This window comes from Novosphingobium sp. RL4, assembly GCF_035658495.1.
Classification (GTDB): Bacteria; Pseudomonadota; Alphaproteobacteria; order Sphingomonadales; family Sphingomonadaceae; genus Novosphingobium.
Genome location: NZ_CP141944.1, coordinates 104,041 through 115,586 on the forward strand (window position 1 = coordinate 104,041; position 11,546 = coordinate 115,586).

General features: G+C 66.0%; 8 protein-coding genes. 7 read left to right on the plus strand and 1 reads right to left on the minus strand.

Translation table 11 applies throughout. From position 1 onward, the window contains the following. Nucleotides 1–68 precede the first annotated feature (68 nt). The 4 genes from U9J33_RS00480 (at nucleotide 69) to U9J33_RS00495 (ending at nucleotide 5,944) form a co-directional block, all read left to right on the plus strand. Nucleotides 69–1,586 (plus strand): tetratricopeptide repeat protein, encoded by a 1,518-nt coding sequence (locus tag U9J33_RS00480; RefSeq protein ID WP_324697144.1) that lies wholly within the window; start codon nucleotides 69–71, stop codon nucleotides 1,584–1,586. A gap of 38 nt (nucleotides 1,587–1,624) precedes the next feature. Continuing rightward, nucleotides 1,625–3,526, plus strand: a complete 1,902-nt coding sequence (locus U9J33_RS00485; protein ID WP_324697146.1) for a M1 family metallopeptidase — start codon at nucleotides 1,625–1,627, stop codon at nucleotides 3,524–3,526. A 5-nt stretch (nucleotides 3,527–3,531) separates the two neighbouring features. Continuing rightward, nucleotides 3,532–3,945: a metallopeptidase family protein gene (locus U9J33_RS00490; RefSeq protein ID WP_054442248.1), complete on the plus strand. Its 414-nt coding sequence runs from the start codon at nucleotides 3,532–3,534 to the stop codon at nucleotides 3,943–3,945. Between the two features lie 226 nt (nucleotides 3,946–4,171). Beyond that, nucleotides 4,172–5,944: a bifunctional metallophosphatase/5'-nucleotidase gene (locus U9J33_RS00495; protein WP_324697150.1), complete on the plus strand. Its 1,773-nt coding sequence runs from the start codon at nucleotides 4,172–4,174 to the stop codon at nucleotides 5,942–5,944. 55 nt (nucleotides 5,945–5,999) lie between these two features. Here U9J33_RS00495 and U9J33_RS00500 read toward each other — a convergent pair whose 3' ends face one another. Then, on the minus strand, nucleotides 6,000–8,750 hold the full coding sequence (locus tag U9J33_RS00500) for a [protein-PII] uridylyltransferase (RefSeq protein ID WP_054442246.1): 2,751 nt from the start codon (nucleotides 8,748–8,750) through the stop codon (nucleotides 6,000–6,002). A 185-nt stretch (nucleotides 8,751–8,935) separates the two neighbouring features. Here U9J33_RS00500 and lgt point away from each other — a divergent pair, with 185 nt between their 5' ends. The 3 genes from lgt to U9J33_RS00515 are packed head-to-tail and all read left to right on the plus strand — an operon-like array spanning nucleotide 8,936 to nucleotide 11,484. After that, entirely contained in the window at nucleotides 8,936–9,835 is a 900-nt protein-coding gene (gene lgt, locus U9J33_RS00505; protein WP_324697153.1) for a prolipoprotein diacylglyceryl transferase, read from the plus strand. A gap of 25 nt (nucleotides 9,836–9,860) precedes the next feature. Continuing rightward, nucleotides 9,861–10,916: a class I SAM-dependent methyltransferase gene (locus tag U9J33_RS00510; RefSeq protein WP_324697155.1), complete on the plus strand. Its 1,056-nt coding sequence runs from the start codon at nucleotides 9,861–9,863 to the stop codon at nucleotides 10,914–10,916. 22 nt (nucleotides 10,917–10,938) lie between these two features. Next, complete coding sequence (locus tag U9J33_RS00515; RefSeq protein ID WP_082370632.1) at nucleotides 10,939–11,484, plus strand: DUF2306 domain-containing protein; 546 nt, start codon at nucleotides 10,939–10,941, stop codon at nucleotides 11,482–11,484. Nucleotides 11,485–11,546 lie beyond the last annotated feature (62 nt).

Genomic DNA, 11,546 nt, shown 5'->3' on the forward strand with positions numbered 1-11,546 from the left:
TAACGCTTTGCCCGGCTGACAAGCCAACTCCGCTCCCCTAGCATGGCCGCTCGGCAATGGGGGACGACATGACGAAATTCGGACGCGGTGCATCCGCGCGCGCGGCACTGCTGGCAGGTCTGGCACTGGCCCTGGCTCCGCAGGCAGCCTTGGCCCGCAAGGATATCGGCCAGACGGCAGCTACCGCGCTCACGCAGGCGCAGCGCTACATGGAAGCGGAAAACTGCGAGGGTGCCTTGGGCCAGGTCTCGCCCATCGTCGCCAGCAAGGATTTCCCGGCGCTGGAAGAACCGGTCCGCTTTCCCTTCCTGCTGATCTCGACCCTGTGCGAAGCGCGGACGAACCGGATCGAACCCGCGCTCGTCCATGCCCGCGCCGCCACGGCCATCACCGGTGCGCCCGAGATCGCATGGACGCTGCGCTTCGGCATCGAACTCGACGGCGGCAAGCCGGAGGACGCCGTCGCCACGCTGGAAGCCATGCAGCAGCGCCTTCCGGAAGGGATCGACGGTGTCGACACCGAATGGCTCTTCGCGCTTAGCCGGAAGTTCCAGGAGGACAAGGACAACCCGGCCTATCGCCGCCTCCTCGCGCTGCTCACCGCGCCCGAATTCGCGCGGGGCAAGGAAGACATGGCGTTCGACTGGATGCGCCGGTCCTATGCGCGCCTGCTCCTCTCCTCCGGCGATCGACCGGCCGCGGCTGCTCAGATAGCGGCGATCCGGTCCGCCGATGCCCTGCGCGAGATAACCCTGGACCCCGCGCTTCGGGACATGCTGCCCGCCAGCTTCGACTTGCGCGCCGCCTATGAACGGCAGATCGCAGCGCTGGAAAGCCGCAGCGTCACCCGCCCCGGCCTGCTCGAACTGCCCATCGCCATCGCCGCATCCCGGCGCACGCTCGGCCAGGCCGAAAAGGCGCTTGCCACGCTGGAGGCCGCACGGCCGGAAGGGGTGCTTTCCAAGCAGTTTTCGGATCACGACAAGCAGCTCAACTGGTGGTGGGACGGCATGGCCCGCACTTACGAACAGCTCGGCCGCTACGACGAGGCGGCTGCGGCCTATCGCAAGGCCATCGAGGGCGGCGAACGAGGCGCCGGCAACTTCAGCCAGACCATCAACCTGGCCTATCTCCATTCACGCTTCGGGCACGACGACGCTGCCCTTGCCACGCTGGCCACCGTCGAAGGCAAGACGGACAGCATGGCCAGCCCCTACGGCGTGATGGAACTGCGCCTGGCGCGGGGCTGCGCGGCGCAGGCGCTGGGCAAGACCGACCTGGCACAGGCCGACCTCGCCTATGCCGAAGCCCACGCGGCCGACCATCCCGAGGCGGTTACCGACCTGCAGATCTGCACTGGCCGGATCGACGCGGCAGCCGCATCGATGATCGCCCGGCTGGACGACCCGGATCGCCGGATCAACGCGCTGACCCAGCTCAGCGACTACGATCCGCTCCCGGCGAACCTGCCGCCCTCACCCTTCGCGGCGGGCCTCGAAACCCTCAAGCACCGCCCCGACGTGCAGGCCGCGATCGCGCGGGCCGGAGGAACGCGAAAGTTCAACATCTTCCCCGCGACGCTGTAGCTTGCACGCCGGCATGGGCGCGGCCATAAGTCGCGCCCATGCGTATTCTCCTTGCTGCCGCGCTGCTTGCCGGAACCGCCGCCCCTGCCGCCTCCCCTGCCGCCTCCCCTGCCATCGCCCAGACAGCGCCTGCCCCGATCCTGACGACGCCCGACGCGAAAGACGTCTGGACTCACGCCCAGCCTCAGGTTGCCCGCGTCACCCATGTCGCCCTCGATCTCGACGTCGATTTCGGCACGAAGACTCTCGCGGGGAGCGCCGTGCTTGACGTGCTGGCCGCCCCCGATGCGGCACAGATCGTGCTCGACGCCGACGATATCGACATTGCCGCGATAACCGACCCTGCCGGCAAGCCGCTGAAATGGACGCTTGGCCCGAAGGACAAGGACATCGGTTCGGCGCTCACCGTCGAACTGGCCGGTGCCAGGCAGATCCGGATAACCTACCGGTCGAAGCCCGGCGCCACCGCGCTGCAATGGCTGCCGCCGGAGATGACCTTCGGAAAGAAGAAGCCCTTCCTGTTCAGCCAGGGCCAGGCAATCCTCAACCGTTCCTGGGTGCCGACGCAGGACAGCCCCGGCATCCGCCAGACCTGGGAAGCCACCCTGCGCGTGCCGGGCGACATGGTTGCGGTGATGAGCGCGGAAAAGCTTTCGGGCGACAAGGGAGAGGCGCTGCCCGACGGCCGCCGCCAATTCCGCTTCCGCATGGACAAGCCGGTGCCGCCCTACCTGATCGCCTTTGCGGTGGGCGATCTCAAGTTCAAGTCGCTCGGCCCGCGTTCCGGCGTTTGGACCGAGGCGCCGATGCTGGACAAGGCGGCGAAGGAATTCGTCGACGTCGAAAAGATGATCGACGCCGCCAGCAAGCTCTACGGTCCCTATCGCTGGGGCCGGTACGACATGCTCGTGCTGCCGCCTGCCTTCCCTTACGGCGGCATGGAAAACCCGATGCTGACCTTCCTGACGCCAACCATCGTCACGGGGGACCGCTCAAACACCGATGTCGTCGCGCATGAACTGGCGCATTCGTGGTCGGGCAACCTCGTCACCAATGCCACCTGGTCGGATTCGTGGCTGAACGAGGGCTTCACCACCTACTTCGAGAACCGCATCATGGAGTCGCTCTACGGCAAGGAGCAGGCCGCGACGTATGCCGATCTCGACTGGGACGTGATGAGCCGCGAAATCGCCGATGCCGGCGGCCAGACCGGCGCCGCCACGCGCCTGAACGGTGAACCGGGCGCGGGCGAGGTGGACTATACCAAGGGGTCCAACTTCCTGCGCATGATCGAATACACCGTGGGCCGCGAGAAGTGGGACGCCTATCTCACTTCCTACTTCGACCGCCACGCTTTCCAGCCGCAGACCACCGCCGGATTCCTGTCGGACCTGCGCGAACGCCTGCTGAAGGGGCAGCCCGACCTCGAACTGAAACTCCAGCTCGACCGCTGGTCCTACGGCGCGGGCCTGCCCGGCAATGCCGTTCGCGTCCACAGCGCCACACTGGCGAAAATCGATACAAAGCTGGCGGCCTTCAATGCGGGCGGCCCCGCCAGCGCGGTGCAGCCCAAGGGCTGGACCACGCAGGAATGGCTGCGCTTCCTCAACGGCATCGACCGCCGGCAGACGCCCGCGCGCCTGAAGGAACTGGACGAGACGCTCGGACTCTCGGCCTCGGGCAATGCCTATGTCCAGTCGGCCTGGTTCGAACTGGCCATCACCAACCGCTACGATCCGGCAGTACCTTATCTGCGCGGCTATCTTTCGCGGATCGGGCGCGGGCTGCTGGTCTATCCGCTCTACAAGGGGCTGATGAAGCAGGGCGACTGGGGCCAGCCCAAGGCGCGGGACTTCTTCGCCGAAGCCAGGCCGACCTATCACCCCTCGACCGCTGCGGGTATCGGGCGCATCGTCGCGCCGGATGCCGTGCAGGAGTAGCCATCATGACGTCAGGCCTGTCCACTCGCTTCGGCAATGCCCCCGGGCCCGACGTGTTCGAGGCTCTCGCCCATGCCGCCTTCGCGCGCATTCCCGAACCGTTCGCGCAGCACCTCGACGGGGTGACCGTCCACGTCGAGGAGTTCGCGGACGAGGACACCCTGCGCGCCGTCGGGCTGGAAGATGCATGGGAACTGACCGGCCTCTACCACGGCCGCCCGCTGGACGAGGAATCCGTCTGGGTCGCGGGAGAGTTCCGCCCGCGCATCACCCTCTACCGCCAGCCGCTACTGGCGGAATGGTGCGAGACCGGGGTGACGCTGGAAGACCTCGTGACGCATGTGGTGGTCCACGAAGTTGGCCACCACTTCGGCCTTTCCGACGACGATATGCATGGCCTGGAGGACGACGCGGACTGAACGTTCCGCTTTCCTACAGTTGCCGTTGCGCAATATCCTGACCGGCATGGCTCACGCAGACCCCCTCCTTCCACTTCGGCCGGACCCGGCGGCGGGTCTGCGGCAAGGGAGCCGCTTTTTCGTCCCCTGGACTGTGTAAACCGTGTCAAGCAGTGGGTCTGGCGAGGTGCAAAATGGCGCGAAAAATCGTTGCCGCGCCGCGCAATGATCCGATAGGAGCAGGGGCATGACTCTCTCCCTCCCCCGTCATCTCCCGCTCCTTTCCGCCTCGCTCATGGCCGCGCTGCTTGCCGGTTGCGCAACGACGCCCGTATCCGGCCCCACCCAGCAACAAGCCGCGGCCCCGATCGAGGTCGGCGTGATCGCCATCAACGATTTCCACGGCGCGCTGGAACCGCCGAACCAATCGGTCGATGCGCCGGACGGACAGGGCAACGAAGTTTCGGTGCCGGCGGGCGGCGGAGCCTGGCTCGCATCTGCGGTGGATTCGCTGAAGGCAAGGCATGCCAACAACGTCGTCGTGGCGGCGGGCGATCTGACCAGCGCCTCACAGCTCGCCTCCTCGCTCTATCTCGACGAGCCTGCGGTGGGCGTGATGAACCGCGTCGGCGTGGAATTCAACGCGGTGGGCAATCACGAATTCGACCGGGGCTGGAAGGAACTGCGGCGCCTCCAGAACGGCGGCTGCGAGAAGAACACGCGGGTCCAGCCCTGCCAGCTCGAAGCCTTCAAGGGCGCCAGCTACAAGTACCTCGCCGCCAGCACGACCCTGGCTGACGGTTCACCGCTGTTCCCCGCCACCGGCATCAAGACCTTCGGCGAGGGCAAGGACAGGATCACCGTCGGCTTCGTGGGCCTTTCGCTCAAGACGGTGCCCACGCTCGTCGCGCCCGACCGGGTGGAAGGGCTGAAGTTCGCGGACGAGGCGGAGACGATCAACCGCGCCGCCGGGGCGCTGAAGGCGCAGGGCGCGGATGCCGTGGTCGTGCTGATCCATCAGGGCGGACGCACCACCGGTACGCCCGATCCCAACGGCTGCAACCAGATGACCGGCGAGATCGAACCCATCCTCGATCACCTGAATCCCGGCGTCGATCTCGTGGTTTCGGGGCATACCCACTGGGCCTATGTCTGCGACTACACCGCCAACACCCGGGCCGGGCCGATCCTGCTGACCAGCGCGGGCGTCTACGGCAAGCTGGTGACGGACATCACGCTGAAGTTCGACCCGGTGACGCACAAGTTGATCGACAAGCAGGCGCACAACCTGATCGTGCAGTCCGCCGCCTACAAGTCCGCCAAGGGCGAGGTTGCCAACAGCGCGGCCTTCCCGCAGTTCCAACCCCGAGCCGACGTCGCGGCGTTCATCCAGCGCTACAAGGATGCCTCGCTGCACCTCGTCGCCCGGCCGGTGGGTCATCTGTCCGGCCCGCTTGGCAAGGAAGAAGGAAACGGCACCGCGCAAGGCGGCTCTCTCGGCAACCTGATCGCCGATTCGCAGCTCGCCGCGACCCTCAAGGCCGGCGCGCAGATCGCCTTCACCAACCCCTTCGGCATCCGCACCTCGCTGATCCCGGCGGCAGACGGCACCGTGACCTTCGGCCAGATCTATGCGGTGGAGCCGTTCAACAACGAACTCGTCACCATGTCGCTGACCGGCGCGGCCATCCGCGCGACGCTTGAACAGGGGCTCGACGATACCGGCGACAAGCAGATGCTTACGCCCAGCGCCGGCATGCGGATCGCCTTCGACATGCGCCGCCCCTCAGGCTCGCGGATCACGGCAATCACGCTGAACGGCAAGCCGCTCGATCCGGCGAAGAGCTACCGGGTAAGCGTGGTCAACTTCCTGGCCGAAGGCGGCGACGGCTTCAGCGGCTTCATCGGCGGTATGGACCGCACGCGGGGCGGCATCGATATCGAGGCGATGGAAGACTGGCTCTCGGCAGTGCCGATGCGAAAGGTGCCGGAAGAAGACCGGACTTCCGAGACGAAGTGATCGCAAAAAAGGCCCCGAAGCAGACGCTTCGGGGCCTTTTTTCATGGCGCCGGCTTCAGGCCGCCACCTCGGTCAGGCTGCCTTCGCTGGCCGCTTCCAGCAGGCGACGTTCGAGCGCCCTGATGCGGGAGGACGACGTCAGCTTCTCGCCCAGCAGGTCGGTAACGTAGAACGTGTCTGCCGCACGCTCCCCATAAGTGGCGATATGGGCGGAGTGGACCATGAGCTTCGATTCGAACAACGCATGCGCCAGCCGGTTGAGCAGCGCCGGACGGTCACGGGCGTTGACCTCCACCACGGTGAGGCGGTTGGATGCCTTGTTGTCCACCAGCACGCGCGGCCGCACCTCGAAAGCGTCGGCCCGCGGCCTGGCATCGGGCCGGGCAACGAGTTGCGGCAGGATCTTGATGCGGTTCGCCAGCGCGTTCTCGATCGAGGATCGCAGGCGGGCCAGCTGGGTCTCTTCCATGAAGGGCCGGCCCAGCGGGTCCTGAACAAGGAAGTTGTCCACCGCGCGGCCCGTACGGGTCGTGTGAATGCGTGCGTCGATGATATTGCCGCCAGCCAGATGAATGCCGCCGGCAATGCGGTAGAACAGGCCCGGATGGTCCGAGGCGATCACGGTCACGAGAGTGGCCCCGCGCGCCGGGTAATACTCGGTCACGATCGAGAGCGGCTCGTCCTTCGAGGCATGGAACTGCGCAAGGTTCTTGGCGATGACGTCTTCCGGCTCGGCGATCCAGTAGGCATCGGCAAACTGGCTGCCCAGTTCCTGCACCAGCAGCTCGTTCCGGGGGACACCGGCGGCGACGATGGCCTTCTTGGCCGCCACACGCTTCTCGCGCCCGAACTCGACATGGCCGAGACGCAGCCTTTCCTCGGCGGCACCGTAAAGTTCGCTGATGAGCTGGCGCTTCCACGAATTCCACGTTCCCGGCCCCACCGCGCGGATATCGACGATGGTGAGCAGGGTAAGCTGGCGGAGGCGATCCACCGATTGCACCAGCTCGACAAAGTCGGTGATCGTCTTGGTGTCGGACAAGTCGCGCTTGAAGGCGGTGGCGGACAGCACGAGATGCTGCAGCACGAGCCACGAAACCAGCTCGGTCTCCTCCTCGTCGAGACCGAAGCGAGGGCAGAGCTTCAACGCGATCTCGGCGCCGAGCTCGGAATGGTCGCCGCCGCGGCCCTTGGCGATATCGTGCATGAGCACCGCCGCGTAGAGCGCCCGGCGCGAACGGACCTTGTGGATGATCTCGTGAGCAAGGGGGTGGTCCTGCTTCAGTTCCCCCTTCTCGATGCGCGATAGCAGGCCGATCGCACGGATCGTATGCTCGTCCACCGTGTAGTGATGGTACATGTCGAACTGCATCTGCGCGTTGACGCGGCCGAATTCGGTGACGAACCGCCCAAACACGCCTGCCTCGTTGAAAGAGCGCAGCGCGACTTCCGGGTTGTTGCGGCTGGTGAGCAGTTCCATGAACAGTTCGTTGGCGCGCGGATCGCGGCGCACGTCGTCACGGATCAGCGCCGCATCGCGCGAGACGAGACGCATGGTCTCGGGATGGATTTCCAGCCCCTCGCGGTCCGCGATGACGAAAATCTCGATCAGGCGCACCGGATCGGTCTCGAACCAGTTCTCTCCGGGGACCATGATGCGGCCGCCAAAGACCTTGTAGCCCTTCACCGTGCGAGGGCGTGCCCGGAACCCCGCGAGCAGACCGCGCGGCTGGCGCTTGGCGAACTGGTCATCAAGCTGCGCAAGGAAGACGCCGGTAAGCGTTCCCACGACTTTCGCCTGAAGGAAGAACATCTGCATGAACCGCTCGACCGCGCTTTTCCCCGGCCGGTCGGAATAGTTCATCCGCGCCGCCACCTCGCGCTGGAGATCGAAGGTCAGACGGTCCTCGGCCCGGCGGGTGATCGTGTGGAGGTGGCAGCGCACTGCCCAGAAGAAATTCTCGGCCCGTCGGAAGGCGCGATATTCCTTGTGCGTAAGCAGGCCCACGTCGACGAGTTCGCTGGGATCGCGCACCTTGTGGATATACTTGCCGATCCAATAGAGCGTGTGCAGGTCGCGCAGGCCGCCCTTGCCCTCTTTCACATTGGGTTCGACCACGTAGCGGCTGTCGCCCATCCGCTTGTGACGTTCCTCCCGCTCGGCCAGTTTCTCGACCACGAACTGGCGCTCGGTCCCGGCGACGACATCCTTCCAGAAGCGCGCGCGCACTTCCTCGTAGAGTTCCTGGTCGCCCCAGACATAGCGCCCCTCCAGCATGGCCGTGCGGATGGTGAGGTCCGACCGGCTCATGCGGACCATGTCGTCCACCGAGCGGCTCGAATGGCCGATCTTGAGGCTGAGATCCCAGAGGAAATAGAGCATCGCCTCGATGACCTGCTCGCACCAGGCGGTCTGCTTGATCGGGGTGAGGAAGGCGAGGTCCACATCGGAATGCGGGGCCATCTCGCCGCGTCCGTAACCACCCACGGCAATGATCGAAAGACGCTCGCCCTTGGAGCGGTTCATCGCCGGGTAGACGTGAGTGGAAACGTGATCGTGAATCACTCTCAGGAGCTGGTCGACCAGATAGGCCTGCGCCTCGGCAACTTCGTGCCCGGCGGACGGCTTTTCCACGAGACGTCGTGCAATCTCGGCCCGGCCGTTCTCCAGCGCCTCGCGCAGGAGTTCGACCACCTGCTTGCGCCCCTTGGCGGCACCGACTTCGGCAACAACGGCTTCTATGGCCTCGACCAGCGCGCGGCGGTCGATCACGGAACGGGGCGAAGGGATGCGGATCACGCTCATGTCGGGTGATATCTAGACATTCAAGAGCTTGAGGGGAACAACATCCGCACGCTCGGCCTGCCGATTTTGGGTGGAGGGCCGAAATCCGGCCTACCATCGCCCCCCCGGCTATGCCAGAAGGCCCCGGCAACGCACCGTCGGCGCCGCTCCGGCCCGATGGCAAGACGAGATACGAGGTCGAGCACTTGTCCCTGACAGCACTTGCCGCAACCGCCGCCGCAGAAGCGCACCAGCCGATCTATTGGGTCAACCTGGGCCTCAAGAACTATCTTTTCCGGATCGGCAGCTTCGAACTGCGCTGGTACTCGCTAGCCTATCTGGCGGGCATCATGCTCGGCTACTGGCACCTGTCGCGGATGATCAAGGCCCCCGGCGCGCCGCTCGCGCAGCGCCATGCCGACGACCTGTTCTTCTACTGCACGATCGGCATCATCCTGGGCGGGCGCCTCGGCTACGCCACGTTCTATACGGGCGGCGACACCGGCATTCCCAGCCTCTGGTCGGACCCGGGCGCGCTGGTCTCGCTCTGGCACGGCGGCATGAGCTTCCATGGCGGACTGATCGGCGTGCTGTTGGCCATGGCGTGGGTTTCCTGGCGCGGCCAGCTCGATTTCCTGCGGGTGGCGGACTACATTTCGGTCTGCGTGCCCTTCGGCATGATGTTCGGCCGCCTCGCGAATTTCGTGAACGGCGAACTCTGGGGCCGCGTCGTCACCGATCCCAACCTGCCCTGGGCCATGGTCTTCCCCGACGCCGGGCCGCTGCCGCGCCACCCCAGCCAGCTTTATGAAGCCGGGCTCGAGGGCCTGCTGATGATCGTCATCATGCTCACGCTGTTCTGGAAGACCCGCGCGCGGTTCCGTCCAGGCCTGCTGGTCGGCGTCTTCACCACCGGCATCGCCTGTGCGCGCTTCACCGTGGAATTCTTCCGCCAGCCCGACGCCCAACTCCAGGACTTCGCCTCCCGCACCGGCCTGTCGATGGGCCAGTGGCTGACGATCCCGTTGATCCTGCTGGGCCTCGCGCTGGTCGCCCGCGCACTGACCAAGCCGGCGCTGGCGGCAGTTCGCCCGGTCACCGCCTGATCCCCGCCGGCCAGGCCGCCCGACGATGACCAAAGCGAATGCCGAGCCGCTCACCACGATCTTCCGGCGGCTGATCGGCAGCTACGGGCCGATCTCGCTGCTGCACTACATGGGCGAATCGAACGCCCGCTACTATGCCGACAAGGATCCTCTCGGCAGCGCGGGCGACTTCATCACCGCGCCCGAGATCAGCCAGATGTTCGGCGAACTGATCGGCCTGTGGCTGGCGGACATCTGGATGCGCGCGGGCAGCCCGGTTCCCGTCCACTACGTGGAACTCGGCCCCGGGCGCGGCACCCTGGCGCGCGACGCGCTGCGCACGATGAAACGGGTCGGCCTGGAACCGCAGGTCCACTTCGTTGAAAGCTCGAACGCCCTGAAAGCACTTCAGGCCGAGGCCGTGCCGGATGCGCAGTGGCATCACGACCTCGCCAGCGTGCCCACCGATGCGCCGCTGCTGCTGGTAGGAAACGAATTCCTCGACGCGCTGCCGGTTCGACAACTGGTGAAAACGGCAGAAGGCTGGCGCGAACGCATGGTCGACTGGGGGGAAGATCGCTTCCGTCCCGTCGCCGGGGACAAGCCGATGGACGCTGCCGTGCCGGACGCGCTCAAACCGGCGGACGAAGGCACCCTGATCGAGACTTGCCCGGGCGCGGCCGCCGTCATGCACGAGATTGCCACGCGCATGGCCGCGCAGGGCGGAGCCGCCCTGCTGATAGATTATGGCTATGCCGAGCCCTGCACCGGCTCCACGCTTCAGGCGCTCCACGCGCATACCAAGGTCGATCCCTTCGCCATGCCCGGCGAGGCCGACCTTACCTGCCTCGTCGATTTCACGATCCTTGCCGACATTGCCCGAAATGAAGGTGCGACCTGGCTCGGAACGGTGACGCAGGGCGATTTCCTGCGTGCGCTGGGGATCGAGACGCGCGCCGCCAACCTGTCATCCGCTGCACCGCAACACGCAGAGACTATCCGGCGGGCCACGGATCGGCTTATCAGGGATGACGAGATGGGAACCCTGTTCAAGGTCATGGGCGTGACCGGGCCGGACTGGCCGCAAGGCGCAGGGTTCTGACCGGACCGGACAGGGGACGAGCATGAACGAAGCGACGGCAGGGGTAGTTCAGGAAGTGGATAGGCAAAAGGTAAAGGGCGTGAGCGTGCAGGACCTGCGCGGCCCCGACCGGCTGGAACGGGCGCTGGGCGCTCTGGCGCTGGTCATGCTCGGCTTCATCTGCGTGGCGATCCTGCGCGGGATGCCGCAGTGGCCGCTCATTCCGGCGGTCATCTGGATACATCTCGCCACGATCCTCGTTGCGCTGGTGCTGACGCCCGTGCTGCTCTGGCGGCGGCGCGGCGACGGGCGGCACCGCGTGATCGGCTATATCTGGTCCGCCGCCATGATGCTGACCGCGCTCGACAGCTTTTTCGTGCATGTCGGCAAGCCCGGCCACTTCAGCCTGATCCATATCCTTTCGGTGTTCACGCTCATCATGGTCCCGGTGCTGGTCCTCGCCGCGCGTCGCCATAATGTCACCCGGCACCGCCGCACCGTGCGCGGCCTCATCACCGGCGCCCTGTTGATCGCGGGCTTCTTCACCTTTCCGTTCGACCGCCTGCTGGGACACTGGCTGTTCGGCTGATCGATATCACGGCATCCGGCGCTTGAAACGCGGCGCGCCTGGCCCCAACTGTTGCGGTGCAA

Coding starts and splice junctions, on each gene's coding strand:
- U9J33_RS00480 (WP_324697144.1), top strand. CDS start 69: ATGACGAAATTCGGACGCGGTGCATCCGCGCGCGCGGCACTGCTGGCA.
- U9J33_RS00485 (WP_324697146.1), top strand. CDS start 1,625: ATGCGTATTCTCCTTGCTGCCGCGCTGCTTGCCGGAACCGCCGCCCCT.
- U9J33_RS00490 (WP_054442248.1), top strand. CDS start 3,532: ATGACGTCAGGCCTGTCCACTCGCTTCGGCAATGCCCCCGGGCCCGAC.
- U9J33_RS00495 (WP_324697150.1), top strand. CDS start 4,172: ATGACTCTCTCCCTCCCCCGTCATCTCCCGCTCCTTTCCGCCTCGCTC.
- U9J33_RS00500 (WP_054442246.1), bottom strand. CDS start 8,750: ATGAGCGTGATCCGCATCCCTTCGCCCCGTTCCGTGATCGACCGCCGC.
- U9J33_RS00510 (WP_324697155.1), top strand. CDS start 9,861: ATGACCAAAGCGAATGCCGAGCCGCTCACCACGATCTTCCGGCGGCTG.
- U9J33_RS00515 (WP_082370632.1), top strand. CDS start 10,939: ATGAACGAAGCGACGGCAGGGGTAGTTCAGGAAGTGGATAGGCAAAAG.